A 25,924-nucleotide genomic window follows, 5' to 3' on the forward strand; every position below is an offset into this window, starting at 1 on the left:
ATGCAACCAGTTGCATATTGGTGGAGAAAGTACCATGGCTCTGGTGCTTCGCGCAATGGCCGGACGGCGTGTGGGGCGATTGCCGGGCGATCCATCCAACGTGGCGTGTTGTCTACAATGAGCAGATTGCCGATCCAGGCATCACGGAAGAAGTCAGTGATTACTCCCACGAAGACGGCCGCGACACAGCCGGGCGCAACCGAAGTGGAGCCGAGCGAACTGTTCGATGCGGATCTGGCGGCCTGGTATGCGCATCCGGAGCGGGCCTTCGACGGCTGGCTGGCGCGCCACGGCTTCCGGCACGGCACGGCCACGGTGTACCGCGCGATGTGGGGCAAGCTTCTGCGCTGGTCCGGCGAACAGGGCATGCCGCCGCTGAAATGGTCGGCAGACCAGCTCGCCGCATTCCTGGATGCCCAGAACCTTCACAAGCGCCATCGCTATCGGTACGCGCGTCTGATCGAACGGGTGTTCCATCACCTGTCCACGCTGCAGCAGAATCTGCACAACCCGGCCAGCCAGGCGGTCAAGGCGCATCTGGCCGAAGGCGAGAACGATCCCACGGCCTTTCTGCTGCCCGGCGAGCGTGACCTGCTGGTGGCCCGCATCCTGGCGCCCGAACCGGAGCCGCTGCCAGCGAAAGACGGCGAGCGTGGCATTTCGCCGACCCAGTGGAAACGCGCGCGCGATATCGCGCTGCTGGCTGTGCTGCTCGGCGGGGGCCTGAAAGTGGCCGAAGTCCGTGCCCTGCGGCTGGAATCGCTGGAGGGGGTGGGCCAGGGCGCCATCGGCATCCGCATGGTTCGCACCGACAATGGCCGGGCGTACCAGGTGCCATTGTTCTCCTTTGTCCAGGCGCCATTGCGGCATTGGCTGGCCTTGCGGGAGGCGGCAGGTTCCCTTGGCGAACTGGTCTTCCCGGCCATGGCGAACGGACGGCCGATGCACGCCGCGTCGATCTATCGCCGGATCGAGATCTTGCTGGAGGAGGCGGGCGTGCTGGCCGGACGCAGCGAGCGCGCGTCGCCGCAGACGCTGCGCAATACCTGCGGTGCCATGCATTTCGATGCGGGAACGCCGCCGGCAGCCGTCGCGCAGTTGCTCGGCATGCGGGATCTCGAATCAGGCTGGCGTTTGCATTCGGCGTATGAAGCGTGGCAGGCCCGCACGGGATTGCCGCCGCAGCCCAAGCCTGGCGGGCGGCAGGCCGGAGAAGCCACGCAGGCTTAATCTGGCGCGGTTATGATGCTCCCGGTAAGGGTTCCGCCCTGACGTCCGGCGCCTTACCTTTTTCAAACGCTTTCCGACTTAAGAATCCATGGCTGAAACCCTACTGCTGACAGGTGCCACTGGCTATATTGCTTCGCATACCTGGGTGGCGTTGCATGAGGCTGGCTATCACGTAATCGGGCTTGATAATCTTTGTAACAGCAATCGGGAGGTTGTGAACCGCCTGGCACGGATCACTGGCACCACGCCCCATTTCGTGGAAGGCGATGTCCGCGACCGCGCGCTGTTGGATCAGCTGTTTGCCGAGCACAAGATTGCCGGGGCCATCCATTTTGCGGCGTTGAAGGCCGTGGGCGAATCGGTCAGCAAACCGCTGGAGTATTACGGGAACAATCTGGCGGGCATGATCACGCTGTGCAGCGCCATGCAGGCCGCGGGCGTCAAGCAATTGGTGTTCAGTTCGTCGGCCACGGTCTATGGAAACCCCCATACCGTGCCGATTCTTGAAGATTTTCCGCTGTCGGCGACCAATCCGTATGGTCAGACCAAGCTGATGGGCGAGCAAATCCTGCGTGACCTTGAAATCTCCGACCCGGAATGGCGGATCGCATTTCTACGATATTTCAATCCGGTCGGCGCGCACGAAAGCGGGCTGATCGGCGAAGATCCGGGCGGTATCCCGAATAACCTGATGCCTTATGTGGCACAGGTGGCGGGTGGCCGTCGCGAAAAACTCAGTGTTTATGGTGGCGACTATCCCACGGTCGATGGCACCGGGGTCCGGGATTACATCCACGTATGCGATCTGGCCGATGGCCACGTGGCTGCGCTGAACTACCTGGGCAAGCACCCGCGCGGCATGACGGTCAACCTGGGCACGGGTCGTGGCTACAGCGTCCTGGAGGTAGTGAAGGCCTACGAACGTGCCAGCGGACGTCCGGTTCCCTATCAGATCGTGGCGCGCCGTCCGGGCGACATCGCCTCCTGCTTTGCCGATCCCGCCCTGGCGGAATCCCTGATCGGCTGGCGTGCCCGGCACGATATCGACCGCATGTGCGAGGATTCCTGGCGCTGGCAGTCGACAAATCCGCTGGGGTTTGCCAAGGCATAAAAAAACCGGGCCCAGGCCCGGTTTTTTTATGCAGCAAACGCTTAGCGAATCAGGAAGTCTTCCATCGACTTGCCATTTGCCAGGGCCTGGGTCAGCCAGCCCGGGCGCTTGCCACGGCCGGTCCAGGTATTGCCCGCGCTGTCCCGGTAGCGGACCGGCACCTTGCGGGCGGCGGCGGCCTTCTTGGCGCCGGGCAGCTTGCCGCCAAATCCGAGATCTTCGGCGGTCAGGCCAAACTGTTCGATTTTCTCGCGAATCTCGGCGATCACGGTCGCTTGCTCGCGCGCCTTGATTTCTTCGGCCTGCTTCTGCAGTTCGCTGATTTTCTGAACGATTTCCTGATATGTCGCCATTTGTATCCCTCTATTTACTGTTGGGTCACCGTGAATTTCACGCAGGCCATTATAACCACTGTGCGCCGGGCTGCAAATCCGTTTTTCCGGACGCCTATCGGCAATGCGAAATTTCTTAAAATTGATTTATTACTGAACTTTTCTTCACGGGACGAATGCATGCCCGCAAACCGGCGCGGGGGGCCGCCGCCAAATGGCGGCTGCCGGCCATGGCCGGACAGTCGGGCGTACGGGATTGTCGATTCGGAAACACTGAATATCGCAATGTTTAATTCGGATGAGGCCCGGTATTTCAAGGGCGGAATGCATCGCATCGGATATTGAGGGGGGCTTCGTGTGCGCCCTGCGTCATTCCTTGAAAATGCTCCCATTGCTTACCTCAAGGTTGAATGCATGGGCGCCGTTATGGAGTCCTGAGCAGGCCGTACGGGGTGTCGGTCTGCCGGACCGGAGCATGGGAGTGGCTTCGGGTTAACTCCTTCAGACCAGCACATCATGTCCTTTCATCAGAATATTCAGATCAAGACCCTCCTGCGGGGCGCCATGGCGTTGCTCACGGCGATCCTGCTGCTCGTGGGTGGCGCAGGGCTGTATGGCATCTCGCGGTCCAACGATGCGCTGAAGGAGACCTACTCGAACCAGCTCGCCTCGTCGCAGGCGCTGGCCGAGGCCATGATCGGCACCACCCGGCTGCGTCTGGCGCTGGACCGGGGCATCATGCCCGGCAGCGAAGGCGAGGACCTGAAGAAACACGTCGACCGCTCGCTGGTGTTCGTCGAGGTGTCGGATCGTGGCTGGAAGAAATACCTTGCGTTGCCGCAAGCCGATGACGAAAAGGCCCTGTCGTCCGCACTGGCCGCCAAGCGCCAGGAATTCTTCGAAAAGGGTGTCGCGCTGTGGCAGAAGGCACTGGCCGATGGCAATCGCGAGGAAGCGCTGCGGATTGGCCGCGACGTGATGCCGGACCTGCAGCGCAGCATGTCCGCCGCGCACGAGAAGCTCGAGAAGTTCCAGATGGAAGCGGGCCGCGCCAACTTCGAAGCCGCCCAGTCGCGCTACGACACCATCCGCCTGATGTGCATCCTGCTGATCGTGATTGGCGCGGCGCTGGCGTTCGTGTCGGCCACGATGCTGAACCGCGCGATCGTGCGTCCGGTGGAAGAAGCCCTGAACGTATTCGAGCGCATGGCCGGTGGCGACCTGACGTCGCGTATCACCAGCATGTCGAACAACGAGATCGGCCGCATGATGCAGGCGCTGGCCAAGATGCAGCAGAGCCTGTCGGGCATCGTGCATGAAGTGCGCGGCGGCACGGACTCCATCGCCTCGGCCACGCAGCAGATCTCGGCGGGCAACACCGACCTGTCGCAACGCACCGAAGAACAGGCGGCCTCGCTGGAGCAGACCGCTGCCAGCATGGAAGAACTCACCACGGTGGTGAAGCAGAACGCGGACAACGCCCGCCAGGCTGGCGTGCTGGCTGGCGAAGCCTCGCAGATCGCGCTGAAGGGCGGCGATGTGGTGGGCCGCGTGGTGGATACGATGAACGAGATCAACGGCGCGTCGCGCAAGGTGGTCGAGATCATCGGCGTGATCGAAGGTATTGCGTTCCAGACCAACATCCTGGCGCTGAATGCCGCCGTGGAAGCGGCGCGCGCCGGTGAACAGGGACGCGGCTTTGCCGTGGTGGCTGGCGAGGTGCGCAGCCTGGCGCAACGCAGCGCCAACGCCGCCAAGGAAATCGAATCGCTGATCAGCGAGTCTGGCCAGCGCGTGGAGAGCGGCACGAAGCTGGTGGCCGAGGCCGGCCAGACGATGGGCGAAATCGTGCAGGCAGTGCGCCGCGTGACGGACATCATGAACGAGATCAGCGCCGCGTCGCAGGAGCAGACCACGGGCATCGAGCAGGTCAACCAGGCCGTGGCGCAGATGGACCAGGTCACGCAGCAGAATGCCGCGCTGGTGGAAGAAGCGGCTGCTGCGGCGGGTGCGCTGGAAGAGCAGGCGCAGAAGCTCAAGAGCGTGGTGTCGGTGTTCACGGTGGCGGCCGACGGTACGGTGTCGCGTCAGGTGGTGAGCGTGCCGCACGTTGCGCACACGCTGACGGCGGGCAAGCCGGCAATGAAGGCCGCCGTGGTGCCGGTGCGTCCGGCCGCGCAGCGTCCGCCGATTGTGCCGAAGTCCCGCGATGCCCAGTTGCTGCGTCCGAAGCTGAGTCAGCCTGCTGCTGCGGCGTCGTCCGCATCGGACGACAACTGGTCCGCCTTCTGATCGATTTTGATTCTTTGTCCAGACGGATACACGTAACGAACGCGTGAACAAGGTTCACATGGTGCGCGCGAGATGCCATGATGCGGGGTTTTGTCTGCCTCGCCTCCTGATGTCTCGCGCATGCTCGTCTCGCCTCTCCGCGCAGCTCCGATGATTGCCACGAACTTCAGCCTACTGCTGCTTGCGGCGTTGCTCGGCCTGATGGCCGCGCAAGGCCTGCGCACGGTCCGACAGGACGGCGCGCCGGAGCGCAAGTCCGCCCGGTCGCTGGCCTGGTGGGCGGCCCTGATGTCGCAGGGCACGATGGGCATGCCGCTCTGGGTGGCTGCCGCATCCGGCACGCTGACGGCTGCCAACAACGGCGCCAAGTTCGCTGCGGCCTTTGCGGTGACGCTCGTCGCCAGCATGGCCGCCTCGCATATGCTCGCCCCCACATGGTTGTGGCTGCGTGGCCATGGCCGTGGCTGGCAGCTTGCCATTGCCACGGCGATGATTGCCGGCGCCGGCCTCGTGGCCATGGCGGGTGCCCGGCTGGGCCGCGTGTGCGGCGGCACGTCGATGACGCCGCGCGACTGTATCGACGCGGCCGGCGTGCAGGGTCCGGGCTGGCTGGCCGGCGGCCTCGCGCTGCTTTGCGCGGGCTTGTACTTCATGCACCGTATCCAGACAAACCGCTGGAACGCCGTGCAGGCCGATGGCGCGGGCCGTGATGATTTCGATGAATTCCCCATGCCGGGCCGCGCTGGCAACGCCGGCGGCGCAGGCGAGGCGCGCAGCAGCATCCGTCGCAACCTTGGCCGCTTCGGTGGCCTGACCGTGCGGATGTCCGCGCGCGACCAGCGGCCGGTGGGCGAGTACAGCGTCAGCACGGAGTTGCCGGACCGTACCGCGTTTGCGCGCTGGCTCGACAAGAGCATGGCGCAATCGCGCCTGTCGGATACCAGTTGCGCGGTGCTGCTGATCCACATCGCCGATTTCCGCGAGGTGGACGAAGTCTTCGAGGTGCGTGCCGACGATATCCTCGCGCAGGATGCCGGGGCACTGGCCCAGGCCGCGCTGGAACCCCATCACTTCCTGGCACGTCTGGCGCGCGACGAGTTTGCCGTGGGTGTGCCGGAACTTATCCAGCACAGCCGCGCGCATGAACTGGGCGACAAGGTGCTGGGCTCGCTGTCGGAATTCGTGGCCGCGCGCGGCCTGCAGATGCAGATCGGCGTGAACATCGGCATCGCCATTTCGCCGCGTGACGCCACGACATCGGAAGCATTGATGCAGGCGGCACGCGTGAGCCTGAGCGAGGCGCGCGAGAGCGGATCGAACCAGATGCGCATGTTCAACTCGGCTGCGGGCGAGCGCGCGCGCCGCATGCGCGTGATTCGCCGCGATCTGTGGCCCGCCATCCAGGACGACGCGCTGTCGCTGGTGTACCAGCCCAAGTACGACGTGAAGACGCGCAGCGTGATCGGGGCCGAGGCGCTGTGCCGCTGGCGCCATCCCACGCTGGGCGCGGTCAATCCGGCCGAGTTCATCATGGTGGCCGAGCAGTCGGGCCAGATCGACAAGCTCGACGACTGGGTCATCTCGCAGGTGTGCCGCCAGGTGCGGATGTGGCACGACGCCGGGCTGCCGCCCGCGCCGGTAGCGATCAACGTATCGGGTTTGCGCTTTGCGAGCCGGAACTTCCCGCAATACCTGCTCGAACAGATCCACCAGCACGACATTCCGCCATCGGCCATCACGCTGGAGATCACCGAGACGGCGGCGATGAAGGACATCGGCAAGTCCCTGGAGACGTTGACGGAGCTGCAGTCGCTGGGCATTCACGTGGCGCTGGACGATTTCGGCAGCGGCTACTCAAGCCTGGGCTACCTCAAGCGGCTGCGCGTGGGCACGCTCAAGATCGACCGCACGCTGATTGGCGGACTCGATGCCGATCCGCAGGGGCGGGCCATTGTCGGATCGATGGTGGCGTTGGCGCACGAACTGCGCATGAAGGTGGTGGCGGAAGGCGTGGAGTCTGCCTCGCAGCTCGACATTCTCGATGCCATGGGCTGCGACGAAGTGCAGGGCTACCTGATGGCCATGCCGCTGGAGGCGTCGGTGTTTGCCGACCTGCTGCAGGGCGCGCGGACGGCGCGGATCTGATTCCTGGCGCCGAAGGCCGGCCGCGCGGCGATCTAGAGCGATTCCTCTAATACCGGGGTGAGCGGCCTGCCAGGCGGGCGGGGGTGCTAAAGCCGGTCTGCCGGCGTGTCGATAAGTCCAGGACAGGGCAGTGGCATTTGCCGTTCTTCGCGGCACATGCCAGCGCGCTGGCTTGTCCGTCGCCGGCCGCATTCCTTGCCACTGGCGGACCCACCTCGAACGGAGTCCCCGAATGTCTCTTCCGCATATCCTCGTCGTTGACGATTCGCCATCCCTGCGCCGCATGACGGGCGCCTGCCTGCGCGCGGGCGGATTCACGGTGACGGAGGCGTCCGATGGCAAGGAGGCGCTGGAAGTGGCCATGGAGGGCCGCTTCGGCATGCTGGTCACGGACCAGGTGATGCCGGTCATGGACGGCCTGTCGCTGATTCGCGCGCTGCGTGCCACGCCGGACTATGCGTCGATTCCCATCCTGATGCTCTCCACGGAGCATGACGCCACCATCCTCGACCGCGCCCGCGAGGCCGGTGCATCCGGTTTCCTGGCCAAGCCGTTCGATCCCGAAGAGTTGATGGCGTCGGTCGATGCCTTGCTGACCCCTCCCACGGAGGGGTGAGGTCTCCGCCAAGTCGCCCTTAATCCACCTCGGTGGATGCCGATATCACAGGAAGGCCATATCAGGTGGTCCGGTCCTGCTGCTGCCATGTTCGATACGCGGCGCGGCGGGGCGGGCCATTGCATCGGGTCGCCAGCAGCCGGGGGCACGTAACTCCCGGCCACGACCAACCATGCCAGCGGGGGCAACCATGAACCACAGCACGAACCGCGCGGACGGCGCGGGAGAAGAATTCCTGGCTTTCCGGCTCGGTCGCGAAGAGTACGGCATCGACATCCTCAAGGTTCAGGAGATTCGCGGCTACGAGTCCGTCACGCAGATTGCGAACGCGCCCGACTACCTGAAGGGCGTGGTCAACCTGCGCGGCACCATCGTGCCGATCATCGACCTGCGCATCAAGTTCCGGCAGGCCGAGATCAGCTACGACCAGTACACCGTGGTGATCATCGTCGATATCCATGAACGCACCACCGGTATCGTGGTTGACGGCGTGTCCGATGTGCTGACGCTGACGCCCGCGCAGATCAAGCCGGCACCGGCGTTGTCCGGCGGCGTGGAAACCGAGTACATCCGCGGACTGGGCTCGCTCGAAGGCCGCATGCTGATCCTGGCCGATATCGAGAAGCTCATGAATATCGATGACCTCGCGGCACTGGATGCCGCGGCGGGCGCCTGATGCCACAGAGGGGACGCGCCGGGCGCGGCCCCAACTTTTTCGAGCCGCTTTCCGAGCCGCCTTTCGAGCAGTAGAGCCATGCGCAACAACCAGCCTGTCACCCAGCGCGAGCATCCGCTCTCGCCGAACGATTACCTGATCTCGCGGACCGACCTCAAGGGTCGCATCACGTTCGCCAACCGGGCGTTCGTGGAGATCAGCGGCTTCACGTCGCGAGAGCTGCTTGGTGCGGCGCATAACCTGGTCCGGCATCCGGACATGCCGTCCGAAGCCTTCGCGGACCTCTGGTCGTCCATCCAGGCGGGCAAGACCTGGGTGGGCATCGTCAAGAACCGCCGCAAGAATGGCGACCACTACTGGGTGCAGGCCACCGTCACGCCTACGCGCGTGGACGGCCGCATCATCGGCTATACCTCGGTGCGGTCGATGGCCACGCGCGCGCAGATCGATGCAGCCGAGGCCGCATATCGTCGCTTCCGCGAGAACCGCGCCAGCGGGCTGGCCATTCGCGATGGCGCCGTGGTCCGCACTGGCGTGGCGGGCCTGCTGGGCCGCCTGATGCGCATGACGCTGCGCCGCCGGATCATGCTGGCGCAGGCAGCCGGCGTGGCGTGGTTCCTGGTGGCGCTGGGCGGCGTGCACTGGATGTCTCCTGACGCCGCCGCGCAACTCTGGCCGTGGCTGTGGGGCACCTTCGCGATGGGCGTGGTGTCGTCGTTCGCGGCGGGCTCGCTGCTGGTCTCGCGTGTGGACCGCCCGGTCGGAGAAATGCTCGATTTCGCGCTGCGCATGGGCGCGGGCGACCTGACCACCACGTACGAACACAAGGCCAATGACGAAGTGGGTTCGCTGTCGCGCGCCATGCGCACGATGCAGCGCAGCCTGCTGTCGGTGGTGCATGACATCCAGGAAGGCATGGCCAGCATCTCTACCGTGACGCATCAGGTGGCCGCCGGCAACAACGATCTCTCGCAACGTACCGAGCAGCAGGCGGCCTCGCTGGAGGAGACCGCTTCGAGCATGGAGCAGTTGACGGGCACCGTGCGCCAGAACGCCGATAACGCGCGCCAGGCCACGGGGTTGGCGGCCACGGCGTCGGAGACGGCGCTGCGCGGCGGCGAAGCCGTGGGCCGCGTGGTGCAGACCATGGACGAGATCAACGAGGCGTCGCACAAGATCGTCGACATCATCGGCGTGATCGAGGGCATTGCCTTCCAGACCAACATCCTGGCGCTGAACGCGGCGGTGGAAGCGGCACGCGCCGGCGAGCAAGGCCGTGGCTTTGCGGTAGTGGCTGGCGAGGTGCGCAGCCTGGCGCAGCGCAGCGCTAACGCGGCCAAGGAAATCAAGGGCCTGATCGGCAACACCGTGGAGCGCGTGGAGAACGGCGCGGCGCAGGTGTCGGACGCCGGGGCGACGATGGACGAGATCGTGCAGGCCGTGAAGCGCGTGACCGACATCATGGGCGAGATCAGTTCGGCATCGGCCGAGCAGAGCACGGGCATCGAACAGGTGAACGAGGCCGTGGCACAGATGGATGAAGTCACGCAGCAGAACGCTGCGCTGGTGGAGCAGGCCGCTGCCGCGGCAGGCTCGCTGGAGGAACAAGCCGACCGCCTGCGCGAGTCGATTTCCACTTTCCGCATCAGCACGCAGGCCGAGACCCGGCCCGTGCGGCAGCGGCAGGCGGAGTTGGCAGTCGAGGCAGTTGGCTGAAGTGGGGAGCGCGGCCAGCGCCCGTCAAGGGTGCGGAGCCGACCAAAAGCGCCGCGCGCCTTTCCTTTGCGCGCGGCATCAGGAACGGGGTAGATCGGCCGCCCACGCAGGCGGCAGCGACAACAACTCGGGACGGAGAGACTGGCCAACCCGAACTTTCTGACACAAGAAGGGGGTAGTTCAATGCAGTGGTTCAATCAACTACGTGTGACAACCAGGCTCATCGCCGGCTTCCTGGTTGTTTCCGTGATCGGCGCCATCATCGGCCTGCTGGGCGTGGTCAACATGGGGCGCATGGCGGAGTGGACCGGCAAGATCTACAACACCGATCTGCAGGCGCTGAAGGCCGTGCAGGACGGCAACATCAACTTGGTCTACGCCAGCCGTGCGCAGATCGCGCTGCTGTCGGCATCGACCATGGGCGAGCGCGCCACCGAGAAGACCCAGATCGAGAAATCGCTGGGCGAAATGGAGGCGCGGGTAAAAACTGCAAAGGATTCGTTCGCGCAGCCTGAAGGCCAGGCGCTGTTCAAGCAGTACGAAACGCTGGTGCCGCCGTTCAAGGAACGGATGACGAAATACGTGGCGCTGGTGAGCAAGCAGCCGCTGGACACCTCGCAGTTCGACAGCAACGTCTTCACGGAAAGCAGCGAGCTGCTCAAGGACAGCCACGCGCTGGAAGAGATCCTGTTCAAGATGGTCAAGCGCCGCGACGAGCGCGCCAAGTCCAACATGGAAGAGTCCACGAGCGTCTACAACAGCTCGCGCGTGGCGATGCTGCTGCTGGTGCTGGGTGGCATGGTGGTGTCGGTGCTGCTGGGATTGTTCCTGGCACGCCAGCTCTCGCGCCAACTGGGTGGAGAGCCCGCCTACGCCGCGTCGATTGCCGCACGTATCGCCGAGGGAGATTTCTCGGGCAAGGTGGACCTGCGCGCAGGTGACCAGGCCAGCCTGTTGCACGCCATGGGCCAGATGCAGCAGCAGCTCTCGCACATGGTGCGCGACTTCAAGGAATCGGCCGAATCGATCGGCACGGCCTCGCGTGAAATCGCTGCGGGCAACAACGACTTGTCTCAGCGTACCGAGCAGCAGGCGGCCTCGCTGGAGGAAACCGCTTCCAGCATGGAAGAACTGACCAGCACCGTGCGTCAGAACGCGGATAACGCACGTCAGGCCAGCGGTCTGGCGGCCAATGCGTCGGAGACCGCGGTGCGCGGCGGCGAAGTGGTCAGCGAAGTGGTCAAGACGATGGGCGAGATCAACGGCGCTTCGCGCAAGATCGTCGACATCATCGGCGTGATCGAAGGTATTGCGTTCCAGACCAACATCCTGGCGCTGAATGCTGCCGTGGAAGCGGCGCGCGCCGGTGAACAGGGCCGCGGCTTTGCGGTGGTGGCTGGCGAGGTGCGCAGCCTGGCGCAACGCAGCGCCAACGCGGCCAAGGAAATCAAGACGCTGATCGACAACTCGGTGGCGCAGGTGGATACCGGCGCGACGCTGGTGGGTCAGGCCGGCACGACGATGGAAGAAATCGTGCAGGCCGTGAAGCGCGTGACCGACATCATGGGCGAGATCAGCGCGGCTTCCGCCGAACAAAGCTCGGGCATCGAGCAGGTCAACCAGGCCGTGGCGCAGATGGACGAAGTCACGCAGCAGAATGCCGCGCTGGTGGAACAGGCCGCTGCCGCAGCGGGTTCGCTGCAGGATCAGGCGGGCCGTCTGATGGAGTCGGTGTCGGGCTTCCGCCTGTCCGATGAGGATGTCTCGCACGCCGTGCCTGCTCTGCCGGCACCGGTGGCACGTTCGGTGACGCGTCCGAGCGCCAAGGCACCTGTCGCGCGCACGAAGGCCGCTGCAAAGACCGCCAGGGCACCGAAGGCCGCCAAGGCTGCCGGTACGGCACTGGTTGCCACGACCGCCGAACCTGCGCTGGCTGAAGTTGGCGACGAAGATGCCGATACCCAGATGAAGCGTCCCGCCCTTGCCGCGAAACCGGCAGGCCATGGCGCATCCGACAACGGTGACTGGAGCGCGTTCTGATCGCCTGACCGCATCGCTGCGATCTCGATAGCGCACGCCCCGGCCCGCCTTGTAAAAGTTGCGCCGGGGCGCTTACTCGTTCAAAGAACAACCATGCAAACCGATATCAGCCTGTCCCTGTCGGCCGAAGCCACGGCGCGGCTGCGCGCGGACTTCGATGCCTTTGTAAGAGTTTCAACGGGCATCGACGCCGAGTTCATTCCGCCCGCCTTCGACGATTTCCTGCGTGCCCGTCTGATGCAGCAGGACGGCCCGCTGACCGAACGTGCCGTGATGCGCCTGCTGGCCAGCGGCGAGTACGGATGGGCCAGGAAGGTCTTCGACAAGCAACTGCCGAACGCATTGGCCGCGCTGATGCGCGATGCCGCGCGCTTCGGCTTCGGCCTGGCTGTGCAGCCCGCATGGTCCGCACAGCAGCGCATGGAACATGCGCGCGAATGGGCCACCAACATCCTGAGCGAAGCCGGCGCGGACACCGCCTTCACCGAGGCGCTGGCCGCGCAGATCTCGTCATCCGCCGTGGACATCTGCACGTTGGAAGAGCGCATGCGCACGCCCGCATGGCGCGTGGCCGACGGCCTGCGCCAGCGGGCCTACGACGTCATGTACGCGCTGCAGACCGAGCAGAGCGAAGCCCTGGGCCGCAGCAAGGTAGGCGAGCTGCGCGCGCTGCTGGGCCTCGCGCTCGAATACCGCTCCGTGACCGCAGAAGAAGCCGCGCGCGTGCTGGAGCAGGTGGAGCGCTCGCGTCCGAACCTGTTCCGCGAAGCCCCTGACGATGTGTTCGCGCGCCTTGCTGCATGGCTGCGTCGCGCGTTTAGCCAAACTGTGGTGGCGCGTCAATAGTGGAATCCAGCAACACTGTTCAGCGCAGTGATCTGTGCACCGCAACAGGACCTTGTCCGTTGAGTACGCAACCGTTACAGCCTTGATGTAAATCAAAAGTCAGACATCGGTCCTGTTACAAAATTCGCGACCTATGTATGTTCCTTGCGACATTTGTGAATCCCCAACGTAAGTAGGGATTGGCATTGCAGGCCGATTGCCGATATAAACGTAACAGTTTCACTTACACTCTGTAACATCTGTAACGTTTCGGAGAGAAGGTGTAACCGGGCGAAGTTCCTTTCGTAGTACGTCGTACCTACTCGAACACGCACCAAACGATCTGGTCGCCGGCAAGCAGTGTCTGCCGGTAAGCGCCGGACAAGCGGTCGAGAGGTTATTTGGTAGCGGGGAAAAATTGGAAAGCAGTGAAGTTCTCCAGGAGATCAGGGAGGTTAACCTCGCCTATCTTCTGCTTGCGCAACGACTGGTGCGCGAAAACCAGGTGGAAGCCATGTTCAGGCTTGGCGTCAGCAAGGAAATTGCTGAGATTCTGGCCAAACTGACCTCGGCGCAACTCGTCAAGCTGGCAGCATCCAACATGGTGCTGTGCCGTTTCCGCTTTGACGATCATGCGCTGCTGTCCACGCTCACTCACACGGCCAAGAGCCATGATATGCAGCAGATCCACGCTGCTATCCTGCTGGCACGGCAACCTGTGGAGTCGCTCAATTGACCGCACTCCTCCAGGCCTCGCCGGGCAGCAGCTTCACGGCCACGACCGTACCCAACCGCAAGAGCGTCCTGCAGGATGCCAACCAGACCCAGCTCGCCATCGAGCTGATTGGCCTGGGTGCGCGCCTGCAAGTGCTTGAAGCCGAGACCACGCTCTCGCGCGACCGGTTGATCCGCCTCTACAAGGAGCTGCGCGGCGCCTCGCCGCCCAAGGGCATGCTCCCGTTCTCGACAGACTGGTTCACGACCTGGCTGCCGAATATCCATTCGTCGCTGTTCTTCTCTGCTTACCAGTTCATGGTGCAGGAAGGCGAGACGTCGGGCATTCGTGCGGTAGTGGCCGCTTACCGTCTGTACCTGGAACACGTTTCGCTGCTCGGCGGCGAAATCGTCTTAAGTTTCACCCGTGCCTGGACGTTAGTACGGTTTTTCGAGAGCAACATGCTGCAGCTTTCCAGCTGTACCTGTTGCGGCGGCCAGTTCGTGACGCATGCCTATGAGCCGCACGCGAACTTTGTCTGCAGCCTGTGCCGTCCGCCCTCGCGGGCCGGAAAGGTAAAGAAGCTCTCGAAGGACGCCACTGCCGCGCAGACCGTAGCCTGAGTTCATCGGGCTGACGTCTGCAAGGCAAGGTGGGCCCCGGAACGTACCGGCAGGCGCTGACGGCGCTCGCCTGTACGGCCGCGAGCCCCCGGGGCGCCTGACGCGTGTTATTCAGACGGGGATCCGATCGTGCTAGTTGTTCTTGGCTATGTCGTCGTAGTGGTTGCGGTGCTGGGCGGTTACGCCATCACCGGTGGCCACATGGGCGCGCTCTACCAACCGGCAGAGCTCATCATCATCGGCGGTGCCGCCGTTGGTGCGTTCATCAGCTCGAACAGCGGCAAGGCCATCAAGGCCACGGGCAAGGCCATGCCGATGCTGCTGAAGGGTTCCAAGTACAAGAAGGAACTCTACCTGGACGTGATGGCACTGCTGTACGTGCTGCTCTCCAAGGCCCGCCGCGAGGGCATCCTGTTCCTCGAAAAGGAAATTGCAGACCCTGCCTCCAGCAGCGTGTTCAGTCAGTACCCCCGCATCCTGGCCGACGCCAAGATGATGGAGTTCCTGACGGACTACCTGCGGATGATGGTCAACGGCAACATGAACGCCTTCGAGATCGAGGCGCTCATGGACCACGAAATCGAAACGTACCGCCACGAGGCCGAGATTCCCGTCCATGCGCTGTCGCGCGTTGGCGACGGCCTGCCCGCCTTCGGCATCGTGGCCGCGGTGATGGGCGTGGTGCACGCACTGGCCTCGGCAGACCTGCCGCCGGCCGAGCTGGGTGCGCTGATCGCCAACGCACTGGTCGGTACGTTCCTGGGCATTCTGCTGGCGTACGGCTTTGTCTCGCCGCTGTCGTCCCGCGTCGAGCACCAGGTGTCCGAAAGCATCAAGGTGTACGAGTGCATCAAGGTCACGCTGCTGGCATCGCTCAATGGTTACGCACCGCTGGTGGCGGTGGAATTCGGCCGCAAGGTGCTGTACTCGACGGTGCGTCCGTCGTTCCTTGAGCTGGACGACCATGTGCGCGAAGTCAAGAGCCTGACCTGACGGGAGAGCAGCCATGAGCAGCGCCCAGGACCTACGTCCCATCGTCATCAAGAAGGTCAAGGGGCATCACAAGCCCCATGGCAACCACAGCTGGAAAATCGCCTATGCCGACTTCATGACGGCCATGATGGCGCTCTTCCTGGTGCTGTGGCTGCTGAGTTCGTCGTCGCCCAAGACGCTGGTCGGCGTGGCCGAGTATTTCAAGACACCGCTCAAGGTGGCGGTGGCCGGCGGCGACAAGAGCAGCCTGTCCAAGAGCGTGATTCCGGGCGGCGGCAAGGACCCGATGGCAAAGGATGGCGAAGTCATGCGGGCCATGACGAATGATCCGGCCGACGCGCAGCGCCGCCGTGACCAGCTCGAGTCCGAACGCCTGCACGCGCTGAAGGGCCGCCTCGAACAGATCATCGAGAACAACCCGCAGCTCAAGCAATTCCGTCCGCAACTGCTGCTGGACATCACCAGCGAAGGGCTGCGCATCCAGATCCTGGATACGCAGAACCGTCCGATGTTCCGTACCGGCAGCGCAGCGGTGGAGCCGTACATGCGCACCATCCTGCGCGAGATCGGCCCCGTGCTCAACGAGATGCCCAACAAGGTGAGTCTCTCGGGACACACCGACTCGGCCACCTACATGGCGGGCGAGCGTGCCTACAGCAACTGGGAGCTGTCGGCGGATCGCGCCAACGCCTCGCGTCAGGAACTGATCGCGGGTGGCATGCAGGAAGGCAAGGTCCTGCGCGTGCTGGGACTGGCGGACACCATGCCGCTGGAAAAGAAAGACCCGCTCGCTGCCGTTAATCGTCGTATCAGCATCGTGGTGCTGAACAAGCGGGCGCAGGCGCAGTTCGAGTCGGAAAACGCCAGCGCGGCGGACGTATCCGTGCAGGCGCAGAAGGGACGTACGGCGGAAGAGATCCAGTCGCAGCTCGGGGCCGCTTCGGCGCCCGCTGCCCGCCCGGCCTCTGCGCCCCGCGGCAAGATCGAATGAGGCGCGCCGCCCGGGGAGGGCGGCGCATCTTCCAGAGCAACTAGCGAGTCAGGACGATCATGTCTGTCGATATCGATATCACCCAGTTCTATCAGACCTTCTTCGAGGAGGCGGAAGAGCTGCTCGTTGAAATGGAGCAGCTGCTGCTCGAGGTGGACATCGAGTCCCCCGATGCCGAGGCGCTCAATGCCATCTTCCGGGCAGCGCACTCCATCAAGGGCGGCGCCGCGACGTTCGGCTTCACGGCGCTGACCGAGACCACGCACATCTTCGAGAACCTGCTCGACCGTACGCGTCGGCGGGAACTGGCCCTGACCCGGGTCATCATCGACACCTTTCTGGAAACCAAGGACGTGTTGCAAGACCAGCTCAACGCCTATCGCAACGGCACCGAACCCGATCCGGAAACGTTCAAGCGCATCTGCGCCGTGCTGCAGCAGCTGGCCCAGGAGGCCAATGGCGACGCCGCACCGGCTCCGGCCCCCGCACCCGCCGCAGCCCCGGCACCCGCAGCGGCACCGGCAGCCGGCGGCAACCTCAAGGTCCGCCTGATCAAGGTATCGGCGGGTGACCAGGCGCTGATGCGCGAGGAACTGGCCAACCTGGGCGAGATCACCGGACAGGAAGAAGCCGACGGCGACCTGACCATCTGGCTGAACAGCGCCTGCAGCGCCGATGACATCATCGCGGTCTGCTGCTTCGTGATCGACGAGAAACAGATCGTGGTGGAAGCCGTGGCCGCAGGCGAAGCACCTGCCGCAGCCGCACCCGCGCCGGCCCCGGTGGCCGCACCGGCTCCGGTGGCTGCCGCGCCGGCCGCAGCCCCTGCTGCACCGGCTGCCAAGGACAAGGAAAAAGCCAAGCCCGCTGCGGCCGCCGCGCACGCACCGGACTCCGGCTCCATCCGCGTGCCGACCGAAAAGGTGGACCAGATCATCAACCTGGTGGGCGAACTGGTGATCACGCAATCGATGCTGGCGCAGACCGCATCGTCGCTGGACCCGGTACTGTTCGACCGCCTGTTCTCCGGCATGGGCCAGCTCGAACGCAATGCGCGCGATCTGCAGGAAGCGGTGATGTCGATCCGCATGATGCCGATGGACTACGTGTTCTCGCGCTTCCCGCGTCTGGTGCGTGACCTGGCCAGCAAGCTGAACAAGCAGATCGATCTGGTCACGTTCGGCAAGGCGACCGAACTCGACAAGAGCCTGATCGAACGCATCATCGATCCGCTGACGCACCTGGTGCGCAACAGCCTGGATCACGGCATCGAAACGCCCGAGAAGCGCATGGCCGCCGGCAAGGAAGCTACGGGCCAGCTGATTCTGTCCGCGCAGCACGCAGGCGGCAATATCGTGATCGAAGTCAGCGACGACGGCGGTGGCCTGAATCGCGAGCGCATCCTGGCCAAGGCCATCCAGAACAACCTGCCGGGCGCGTCGGAAAGCATGACCGACGACGAAGTGTGGCAGCTGATCTTTGCACCGGGCTTCTCCACTGCCGAAGTCGTGACCGATGTGTCGGGCCGTGGCGTGGGCATGGACGTGGTGAAGCGGAACATCCAGGAAATGGGCGGCCACGTGGAAATCGCGTCGCGTCCGGGCCTGGGCACCACCACGCGCATCGTGCTGCCGCTGACGCTGGCGATTCTCGATGGCATGTCGGTGCGCACCGGCGAAGAGACTTTCATCCTGCCGCTGAACTGCGTGATGGAGTCCCTGCAGCCGAAGTCCGAAGACGTGCATACGGCCGCCAACGGCGAGCGTGTGATGAACGTGCGCGGCGAATACCTGCCGCTGCTGGAACTGCACAAGGTCTTCAACGTGGCCAACGCCGTGCAGGAACCCACGCAGGGCATCGCCGTGATCCTGGCTGCGGAAGGCAAGCGCTTTGCGCTGCTGGTAGACCAGTTGATCGGCCAGCACCAGGTGGTGCTGAAGAATCTCGAAACGAACTATCGCAAGGTGCCGTGCATCTCGGCCGCAACGATCCTCGGCGACGGCAGCGTTGCGCTGATCGTGGACGTGGGTGCGTTGCAGCGCACGGGTGTGCGCCGCCAGGACCCGGTAGCCGTTGCGTAACTGAAAGAAGCAAGGAGAACAGACATGGCCGGCATCGGACAGATCGATACCCAGGGCAGCGAAGCCTCTGGTCAGGAGTACCTGGTCTTCACGCTGGGCACCGAGGAATATGGCATCGACATCCTCAAGGTGCAGGAGATCCGCAGCTACGAAACGGTGACGCGCATTGCCAATGCGCCGGACTTCATCAAGGGCGTGACGAACCTGCGCGGCGTGATCGTGCCGATCGTCGACCTGCGTTTGAAGTTCGACCTCGGCAACGTGCGCTATGACCACCAGACCGTGGTGATCATCCTGAACGTGGCGGGCCGCGTGGTTGGCATCGTCGTGGATGGCGTGTCGGACGTGCTGACGCTCACGGGCGACGATATCAAGCCGGCGCCGGAGTTTGGCGTGTCGGTGTCGAACGAGCATCTCACGGGCCTCGGCTCGGTGGAAGGCCGCATGCTGATCCTGATCGACATCGAACGCATGATGACCAGCCCCGAGATGTCGCTGATCGAAGCCGAACTCGCCTGACGCGCGAGCTGGTTCCGTCCCCAAGAATTGAAACTGCCGCGACCCGGCATCCCTGACGATACACACACATGACGCCGCTCCGTTCTTCCTCCAGCCCCACCGGGAAGCCAGGCGCGGCCGTGAGTCCGGCAATGCCGGTGCTGACGCCGCTGCGCGACGACATGCGTGACTTCCTGCTGACCGAGCGCGACTTCGAGAAGGTGCGCCAGCTGATTCACAAGCGTGCGGGCATCTCGCTGGGCGCGCACAAGCGCGAGATGGTGTACAGCCGTCTGGCGCGGCGCCTGCGTTCGCTGCAATTGAGCGATTTCGGCACGTACCTGGAATTGCTGGAAGCCGACGACCGTTCCGACGAATGGGAGTACTTCACCAACGCGCTGACGACCAACCTCACATCGTTCTTCCGTGAGGCGCACCACTTTCCGCTGCTGGCCGAGCACGCCAGGAAGATCGGCCGCCCGTACAGCGTGTGGTGCGCGGCGGCATCGACTGGCGAAGAGCCCTACTCGATTGCGATCACGCTGGCCGAGGCGCTGGGCGAACGCGCAGGCACGGTGCTGGCCACCGACATCGACACGCAGGTACTGGCCAAGGCCCGCGCAGGCGTCTATACGACCGAACAGGTGGCGCGGCTTTCGCAAGAGCAGTTGAAGCGCTTCTTCCTGAAGGGCACTGGCGCACGCGCTGGCGCCGTGAAGGTCAAGCCGGACCTGGCATCGACGATTGCGTTCGAGCCGCTGAACCTGCTGGCGCCCGATTGGGGCATCCGCGAGAAGTTCGACGCCATCTTCTGCCGCAACGTGATGATCTATTTCGACAAGCCGACCCAGGGCCGCATTCTGGAGCGGTTTGCGCCGATGCTGAAGCCGCACGGCCTGCTGTTTGCCGGGCACTCGGAGAATTTCTCGTATGTCACGCGCGCGTTTCAACTGCGCGGACAGACGGTGTACGAACTGTCGGGCAAGGGCGGAGGTGCATGATGCGCGGCACGCCCCAGATGCCAGAGGCCATTGCCACGCGAAAATACTTCGATCGCGAATTCGGCAAGCAGGCCATCAAGCTGTTGCCCAACGAATACTTCGTGACCGGCGATGACGTGGTGCTGACCACGGTGCTGGGATCGTGCGTGTCCGCATGCATCCGCGACGAGTACACCGGCGTGGGCGGCATGAACCATTTCATGCTGCCCGACGACGAGAACGCGGGCCCGGATCGCATGCTGTCGGCATCGATGCGCTACGGCTGCTATGCGCTGGAAGTGCTCATCAATGAATTGCTGAAGATGGGCGCACGCCGCGAACGTCTGGAGGCGAAAGTTTTTGGTGGCGGCGCGGTACTGGCGAACATGACCACCCTCAATATTGGGGACCGGAATGCCGATTTCGTACTGAAGTACCTGCGCACCGAAGAGATTCGCGTGGCCGCACAGGATTTGCGCGGGCCGCATGCGCGCCGCGTCAGCTATTTCCCGAAAACGGGGCTGGCGCTGGTGCGCCGGCTGACGCGTCAGGACGATACGGTAGGCGTGGAACGCGAGGAACGTGCCCTGGCGCGTGCGCTGTCCACCTCCACGAAGGCACCCGCACGTGGTGCCGTGGAATTGTTTACGCGGCAGGCATCGGCCAAGACGCCGACCTGAAACCTTTAAGACGTAGAGACAAACATGACTGCCGCGAAGATCAAGGTGCTGTGCGTGGACGATTCCGCGCTGATCCGCAGCCTGATGACGGAGATCATCAACAGCCAGCCCGATATGGAGGTGGTAGGTACTGCCCCCGATCCGCTGGTGGCGCGAGACATGATCAAGCGCCTGAACCCCGACGTGCTGACGCTCGACGTGGAAATGCCGCGCATGGATGGGCTGGATTTCCTGGAACGCCTGATGCGCCTGCGCCCGATGCCGGTGCTGATGGTGTCGTCGCTGACCGAGCGCGGATCGGAAATCACGATGCGCGCGCTGGAGCTGGGTGCCGTCGATTTCGTGACCAAGCCCAAGCTCGGCATTCGCGAAGGGCTGATCGAATACACCGACACCATCGCGGATAAACTGCGCGCGGCGTCGCGTGCCCGCGTGAAGGCCCGCACCGAATCGGCACCGGGCAGCACGCCTGCCGCGCCGATCCTGCGCGCGCCGCTGCTGTCGACGGAAAAGCTGATCATCGTCGGCGCATCGACGGGCGGCACCGAGGCCATCAAGGAATTCCTGATGCCGCTGCCGCCGGATTCGCCCGCGATCATGATCGTGCAGCACATGCCGGCCGGCTTCACGAAATCGTTCGCGCAACGGCTCAACGGCCTGTGCCGCATCACGGTGAAGGAAGCCGAGCACGGCGAGCGCGTGCTGCCGGGCTATGCGTATATCGCGCCCGGCGATTCGCACCTGCTGCTCACGCGCAGCGGCGCCAACTACGTGGCGCATCTGTCGCAGGAAGCACCGGTCAATCGCCATCGTCCTTCGGTGGATGTGCTGTTCGATTCGGCGGCGATCCACGGCGGCAAGAACGTGACCGGCGTGATCCTGACCGGCATGGGCAAGGATGGCGCGCGCGGCATGCTGCGCATGAAGGAAGCGGGTTCATACAATTTGGCGCAGGACGAGCAGTCCTGCATCGTGTTTGGCATGCCGAAGGAGGCCATCGCCACCGGCGGCGTGCATGAAGTCGTACCCCTGCACCAGATGAGCCAGCGCGTCATGGCGCACCTGGCAACGTTTGGTGCGCGGGCGCAACGCGTGTAGGCCCGGACCGACAAGGCGCCGCGCGCGAAGAGGTCAGATCAGCAACAACAACCGGATGGCACTGTCATCCGCAACCGTATTGGAGCCGTAAAGTGGATAAGAACATCAAGATCCTCGTGGTCGACGACTTTCCGACCATGCGTCGGATTATTCGCAACCTGCTCAAGGAGCTGGGGTTCAACAACGTCGAGGAAGCCGAAGACGGCGCCGCCGGTCTTGAAAAGGCCAAGGACGGCAGCTTCCAGTTCGTGGTGTCGGACTGGAACATGCCGAACATGGACGGCCTGACGATGTTGCAATCGATCCGCGCCACGCCTGGTATCGAAAAGACGCCGGTGCTGATGGTGACGGCCGAAGCCAAGAAGGAAAACATCATCGCCGCCGCACAGGCCGGTGCCAACGGTTATGTCGTGAAGCCCTTCACGGCCGCAACGCTCGACGAAAAGATCACCAAGATCTTCGAGAAGCTGGCTCAATAAGAGGTACGCGATATGTCGACGACTCCGACTTTCAGCCAAGAATCGGCCGATCAGATCATCCATCGCATCGGCAACCTGACGCGCATGCTGCGCGACAACATGCGGGAGCTGGGGCTCGACAAGGAGATCGAGAAGGCCGCGCAGGCCATTCCCGATGCGCGCGACCGCCTCAGCTACATCGCCGCGATGACCGAGCAGGCCGCCGAGCGTTCGCTCACGGCCGTGGAACTGGCGCAACCGCTGCAGGAAGAACTCGAAGCCCGCGCCAACGCGCTCGACAAGCGCTGGGAGGCGTGGTTCGAGAAGCCCGTGGAACTGGGTGACGCGCGCGCGCTGGTGCTCGATACCCGCGAGTTCCTGACCGACGTGCCGGCCAAGACCAAGGCCACGGGCAGCCACCTGCTCGAGATCATGATGGCGCAGGACTTCCAGGATCTGACGGGTCAGGTCATCAAGAAGATGATGGACATGATCCGCGGCCTGGAGCAGGAACTGCTGCAGGTGCTGATCGACAACGTGCCCGCCGATCGCCGCGTGGAAGCTCCGCCCACGCTGATGAACGGCCCGCAGATCAACCCCGAAGGCAAGGCCGACGTGGTGGCGGATCAGTCGCAGGTGGATGATTTGCTGGCGAGCTTGGGGTTCTGAGTTTCGTTGCTCCCCTCGCTGTTTTGGCTCCCCTCTCCCGCATCGCGGGAGAGGGGTTGGGGGAGAGGGCAAAGCGGTTCTGCTTGCCGACAAGTGGCAGATTGCACCGCCAGCCCTCTCCCCCGCCCCTCTCCCAAAGGGAGAGGGGAGCAAACCATGGGAGAGCCGTGGTCCTTGGTCAACCCACCACCACCCGCTCGAACGTCCCCGCCACCTCCAGCCTCTGCTTCAGCAACCCCGTCTTCAAGTAAAAGTCCGCCGTCTGCTGCTGCACGGCCACGACTTCCGCGTCGATGGCCTGCCATTGCGTCTTGCGTCGCTCGAACTGCAATCGCGCCGCTTCCGGTGGAATGCCGATGATGCGCGCCAGCGTGGCCGAGAACTCCGGCACATGCTGGTAGGACCACGCCTGCGCACGCGCCACGCGCTGCAGGAAATCGCCCAGCACCGCGCGCTTGCTTGCCAATGCAGATTCCGTCGCGGCCAGATAACTGAGCCCGGACCACAAGCCTCGCCCGTTCACCAGCACGCGCGCATGACCGCTGGTCTCCGCCATCGCGGTGTACGGTTCCCATGTGGCCCACGCATCCACCGATCCGTTGGTCAGTGCCAGCTTCGCGTCTGCGGGCGGCAGGAAGCGGATGTCGGCGTCCTCGGGTTTCAATCCGGCCGATGCCAGTGCCTTGAGCGTGACAAAGTGTCCGATCGATCCACGATTCGTGCCGATGCGCTTGCCCTTGAGATCGGCGGCGGTCTTGAGCGGCGAATCGGGGCGCACCAGCACCGCCGTGCCATACGGGTCGGACCGGTTCACGCCGATCAGCTTGATCCGAGTCCCGGCAGCCAATGCGAAGATGGCCGGTGCATCGCCGATGGGGCCGCTATCTACCGCGCCCGCATTGAGCGCCTCGGCCAGCGGCGCGGCGGCGGGGAATTCGGTCCACTGGATGTCGTAGGTCACACCCTTCAACGCATCGGCCGCTTCCAGCAGAGCGCGCAATCCGCCTTTCTGGTCACCGGCTTTCAGGACGGGCCGCGTCTGGGCGTGTGCGGCATGCACGGCGGGAACGAGCGCGAGCATGGCGCCGGCATTGACGGTGTTCAGGAAGTGGCGGCGGGAACGGTTCATGGCGTGGCGGGAAGTGAGTCGAAGCCCTGACCGTACGTGCAACACGGACACCGGCCAACGAATGTTTTCGCAAATCCATATGCCGGTTGCATCGGCGGGGCGCTTGCGCTTCAATGTGGCACCGCATCCAACCTGCCGCCGACGATGGACCAGACCTCCGCACCCGCTTCACGCCCCGCCCTTCGCGAACTGACTGCGCTCGAAGGCCGCGTGGTGGCCGTGCTGCTCGAAAAGCAGTTCACCGTGCCCGATACCTACCCGCTGTCGCTCAATGCGCTGGCATCGGGCTGCAACCAGAAGACCGCCCGCGCACCCGTGATGAGCGTGACCGAGGACGAGATCCTGACCGCCATCGATGGCCTGAAATCCCTGAGCCTCGTGTTCGAAGGCAGCAGCAGCCGCGTGCCGCGCTTCGAGCAGAACCTCGGCAAGGTGCTCGGCGTGCCAAGCCAGTCGGCGGCGCTGCTGTCCACCCTGCTGCTGCGCGGCCCGCAAACCGCTGCCGAACTGCGGCTGAATACCGCCCGCCTGCACGCCTTCGCCGATATCTCGTCCGTCGAAGGGTTCCTGGATGAACTCGCCGAACGCACCCCGGCGCTGGTGGTCCGGCTGCCCCGCGCCCCCGGCGAGCGCGAACACCGCTGGATGCACCTGCTCTGCGGCGAAGTCAGCATTCCGGAAAACGCTGTCGCCTACCGGCCCGGCGCGGAGTCCGCCGCATCCCCTTCGGAACTGGAAGCCCTGCGCATCAGCCACCGCGCGCTCGAAGACAAGGTGGCAAAACTGCAGGCGCTGGTGGTGGAGATGGCCGGTCAGTTGGGCATCGAGGTGGAGGCGGGGCGGCTGGAATGAGACGAATCTGAAAGGGACCTGTTGCACGACCTGGCGCAGTACATCGGGCGGAGTGCATTGCTAGTCTTCCTGCATGTTCATGGTCAGGGAGTTTGCAATGGGATTCAGAAATCCGGGGGCCGCTGTTGCCGTGTCACGCATTGACCCGGCGCTGCTGCAGCTGGTCGACGTGGCCAGGGAGTCGCTGGAAGCGACGCAGAGGCGTCAGCGGGCCCGCAAGGCAAGCACGCTGATCCAGGGCTGGAAAGATGAAGGTATCTACCCCTTTGGTGGTCTGGCAGCCGATCCGCTCGAAGCCGCGCGGCGCGATATGTTCGATATCTGCGCGCTGGGTATCGACGAATGCCTGGAGGTGTTCCGGACGGGGACCGTGCATGATCGACGTTTCACCCTGGCGATGCTCAAGGCGACGCTTGAAGCGGGCGCTGGCCCCTTGAAGCAGGTGCTTGCCGAAGTTTTCAACCTGCCCGCCGCCAGGACCAGCGAGCTGCTCGGGCTGATGCAGTTGACCTCGTTGTCCTCGATGATCGAATGCAGCCGGTTGGTGACAGACCGGCTTCACTTCCTGACCGGCCTGGAGTCGATGCTGTTCGACATCGGTAACAAGCGCGGCTTCCGCGAGCGCGGACAGTTGCATCGCCTGATTGAAAACGAGACGTGGATCTTCGGTGAAGAATTCCGGCTGACGAGCAGCGGGGAGAGCCTGAACACGGTGTTGCGCAAGCATGTCCACAAGCTCGACATGGGCAAGGGGTGGCTTCAGCAAGCGGTGCTCCGCGACGACGGCAAACGCGGTTTCATCGACTTTGTGCTGGGGCGCGAATTGCCAGCCCCGGGCCTGCAGCGGGAATTTCTCGTTGTGGAATTGAAGCGTCCGATGAAAAAGGTCGACATGGAGGCGAAAGGGCAGATCGAACGCTACGCGATGGCCGTGGCGTCGGACGAGCGGTTCGACAAGGCCAATACACGATGGACGTTCATCGCGCTGTCGAACGAGATGACGCCGGAAGCGACCCGAATGGTGCAGTACATGCAAGGCGCCTTCGGCTGTACCTATCAGGACTCCACGCTGCGCATCGGCCTCTGTTCCTGGAGCGGCGTGCTCAATATGGCGCGGGTCCGGATGGAGGCGCTTCGGTCCAAGTTGAACTGCACTGTTTCCAGCGATCAAGGA

At 64.1% G+C, this 25,924-nt stretch carries 24 protein-coding genes; 22 read left to right on the forward strand and 2 right to left on the reverse strand.

Annotated elements, in window-relative coordinates:
- Window positions 1–159: 159 nt before the first annotated feature.
- Both FFS21_RS14595 and galE read left to right on the forward strand, forming a co-directional pair.
- On the forward strand, window positions 160–1,230 hold the full coding sequence (locus tag FFS21_RS14595; RefSeq protein WP_249359395.1) for a tyrosine-type recombinase/integrase: 1,071 nt from the start codon (window positions 160–162) through the stop codon (window positions 1,228–1,230).
- Window positions 1,231–1,318: 88 nt separating this feature from the next.
- Window positions 1,319–2,341: a UDP-glucose 4-epimerase GalE gene (gene galE, locus FFS21_RS14600; protein WP_137925503.1), complete on the forward strand. Its 1,023-nt coding sequence runs from the start codon at window positions 1,319–1,321 to the stop codon at window positions 2,339–2,341.
- Window positions 2,342–2,382: 41 nt separating this feature from the next.
- Here galE and FFS21_RS14605 read toward each other — a convergent pair whose 3' ends face one another.
- A complete protein-coding gene (locus FFS21_RS14605) occupies window positions 2,383–2,694 on the reverse strand; it encodes an H-NS histone family protein (protein ID WP_137925504.1) in 312 nt (103 codons plus the stop codon).
- 495 nt (window positions 2,695–3,189) lie between these two features.
- On the opposite strand from FFS21_RS14605, the gene FFS21_RS14610 reads away from it, so the two are divergent.
- The 18 genes from FFS21_RS14610 (at window position 3,190) to cheZ (ending at window position 22,769) form a co-directional block, all read left to right on the forward strand.
- Complete coding sequence (locus tag FFS21_RS14610) at window positions 3,190–4,965, forward strand: methyl-accepting chemotaxis protein (RefSeq protein ID WP_137925505.1); 1,776 nt, start codon at window positions 3,190–3,192, stop codon at window positions 4,963–4,965.
- A 150-nt stretch (window positions 4,966–5,115) separates the two neighbouring features.
- A complete protein-coding gene (locus tag FFS21_RS14615; protein ID WP_137925506.1) occupies window positions 5,116–7,110 on the forward strand; it encodes a putative bifunctional diguanylate cyclase/phosphodiesterase in 1,995 nt (664 codons plus the stop codon).
- 232 nt (window positions 7,111–7,342) lie between these two features.
- A complete protein-coding gene (locus FFS21_RS14620; RefSeq protein ID WP_137925507.1) occupies window positions 7,343–7,726 on the forward strand; it encodes a response regulator in 384 nt (127 codons plus the stop codon).
- 190 nt (window positions 7,727–7,916) lie between these two features.
- Window positions 7,917–8,402: a chemotaxis protein CheW gene (locus FFS21_RS14625; RefSeq protein ID WP_137925508.1), complete on the forward strand. Its 486-nt coding sequence runs from the start codon at window positions 7,917–7,919 to the stop codon at window positions 8,400–8,402.
- A gap of 78 nt (window positions 8,403–8,480) precedes the next feature.
- Window positions 8,481–10,118, forward strand: coding sequence for a methyl-accepting chemotaxis protein (locus FFS21_RS14630; protein WP_137925509.1), 1,638 nt, complete (start codon window positions 8,481–8,483; stop codon window positions 10,116–10,118).
- Window positions 10,119–10,301: 183 nt separating this feature from the next.
- Window positions 10,302–12,158 carry a methyl-accepting chemotaxis protein gene (locus FFS21_RS14635; protein ID WP_137925510.1) on the forward strand — a complete coding sequence of 619 codons (1,857 nt, stop codon included), beginning with the start codon at window positions 10,302–10,304 and terminating at the stop codon, window positions 12,156–12,158.
- Between the two features lie 93 nt (window positions 12,159–12,251).
- Window positions 12,252–13,004 (forward strand): DUF4088 family protein, encoded by a 753-nt coding sequence (locus FFS21_RS14640; protein ID WP_137925511.1) that lies wholly within the window; start codon window positions 12,252–12,254, stop codon window positions 13,002–13,004.
- Window positions 13,005–13,401: 397 nt separating this feature from the next.
- Window positions 13,402–13,719, forward strand: coding sequence for a flagellar transcriptional regulator FlhD (flhD, locus tag FFS21_RS14645; protein WP_008647543.1), 318 nt, complete (start codon window positions 13,402–13,404; stop codon window positions 13,717–13,719).
- Window positions 13,716–14,321 (forward strand): flagellar transcriptional regulator FlhC, encoded by a 606-nt coding sequence (flhC, locus tag FFS21_RS14650; RefSeq protein ID WP_137925512.1) that lies wholly within the window; start codon window positions 13,716–13,718, stop codon window positions 14,319–14,321. The genes flhD and flhC overlap by 4 nt, the downstream gene beginning before the upstream one ends.
- Before the next feature lie 129 nt (window positions 14,322–14,450).
- Window positions 14,451–15,314, forward strand: coding sequence for a flagellar motor stator protein MotA (gene motA / locus FFS21_RS14655; protein WP_137925513.1), 864 nt, complete (start codon window positions 14,451–14,453; stop codon window positions 15,312–15,314).
- Window positions 15,315–15,327: 13 nt separating this feature from the next.
- The gene (gene motB, locus FFS21_RS14660; RefSeq protein ID WP_137925514.1) at window positions 15,328–16,305 is read left to right on the forward strand and encodes a flagellar motor protein MotB; all 978 of its coding nucleotides are present in this window, start codon (window positions 15,328–15,330) and stop codon (window positions 16,303–16,305) included.
- A gap of 59 nt (window positions 16,306–16,364) precedes the next feature.
- Window positions 16,365–18,386 (forward strand): chemotaxis protein CheA, encoded by a 2,022-nt coding sequence (cheA, locus tag FFS21_RS14665; protein ID WP_137925515.1) that lies wholly within the window; start codon window positions 16,365–16,367, stop codon window positions 18,384–18,386.
- Between the two features lie 24 nt (window positions 18,387–18,410).
- Entirely contained in the window at window positions 18,411–18,905 is a 495-nt protein-coding gene (locus tag FFS21_RS14670) for a chemotaxis protein CheW (protein ID WP_137925516.1), read from the forward strand.
- A 68-nt stretch (window positions 18,906–18,973) separates the two neighbouring features.
- Entirely contained in the window at window positions 18,974–19,885 is a 912-nt protein-coding gene (locus FFS21_RS14675; protein WP_137925517.1) for a CheR family methyltransferase, read from the forward strand.
- Window positions 19,882–20,544, forward strand: coding sequence for a chemoreceptor glutamine deamidase CheD (gene cheD / locus FFS21_RS14680; protein ID WP_370459350.1), 663 nt, complete (start codon window positions 19,882–19,884; stop codon window positions 20,542–20,544). The genes FFS21_RS14675 and cheD overlap by 4 nt, the downstream gene beginning before the upstream one ends.
- 24 nt (window positions 20,545–20,568) lie before the next feature.
- Window positions 20,569–21,642 carry a protein-glutamate methylesterase/protein-glutamine glutaminase gene (locus FFS21_RS14685; protein ID WP_137925518.1) on the forward strand — a complete coding sequence of 358 codons (1,074 nt, stop codon included), beginning with the start codon at window positions 20,569–20,571 and terminating at the stop codon, window positions 21,640–21,642.
- A gap of 92 nt (window positions 21,643–21,734) precedes the next feature.
- Window positions 21,735–22,121 carry a chemotaxis response regulator CheY gene (gene cheY, locus FFS21_RS14690; RefSeq protein WP_137925519.1) on the forward strand — a complete coding sequence of 129 codons (387 nt, stop codon included), beginning with the start codon at window positions 21,735–21,737 and terminating at the stop codon, window positions 22,119–22,121.
- 12 nt (window positions 22,122–22,133) lie between these two features.
- Window positions 22,134–22,769 (forward strand): protein phosphatase CheZ, encoded by a 636-nt coding sequence (gene cheZ, locus FFS21_RS14695; protein WP_137925520.1) that lies wholly within the window; start codon window positions 22,134–22,136, stop codon window positions 22,767–22,769.
- Window positions 22,770–22,947: 178 nt separating this feature from the next.
- Here the strand turns inward: cheZ and FFS21_RS14700 are convergent, their stop codons facing one another.
- Window positions 22,948–23,898, reverse strand: a complete 951-nt coding sequence (locus tag FFS21_RS14700) for an ABC transporter substrate-binding protein (RefSeq protein WP_137925521.1) — start codon at window positions 23,896–23,898, stop codon at window positions 22,948–22,950.
- A 144-nt stretch (window positions 23,899–24,042) separates the two neighbouring features.
- Between FFS21_RS14700 and FFS21_RS14705 the strand changes: the two genes are divergently transcribed.
- Together FFS21_RS14705 and FFS21_RS14710 are read left to right on the forward strand one after the other, a co-directional pair.
- Window positions 24,043–24,750: a YceH family protein gene (locus FFS21_RS14705; protein WP_137925522.1), complete on the forward strand. Its 708-nt coding sequence runs from the start codon at window positions 24,043–24,045 to the stop codon at window positions 24,748–24,750.
- A gap of 97 nt (window positions 24,751–24,847) precedes the next feature.
- The coding region (locus FFS21_RS14710) for a hypothetical protein (protein ID WP_212745242.1) at window positions 24,848–25,924 on the forward strand (1,077 nt) is incomplete at its 3' end.

This window comes from Cupriavidus sp. 2SB (assembly GCF_005503625.1).
Classification (GTDB): domain Bacteria; phylum Pseudomonadota; class Gammaproteobacteria; order Burkholderiales; family Burkholderiaceae; genus Cupriavidus.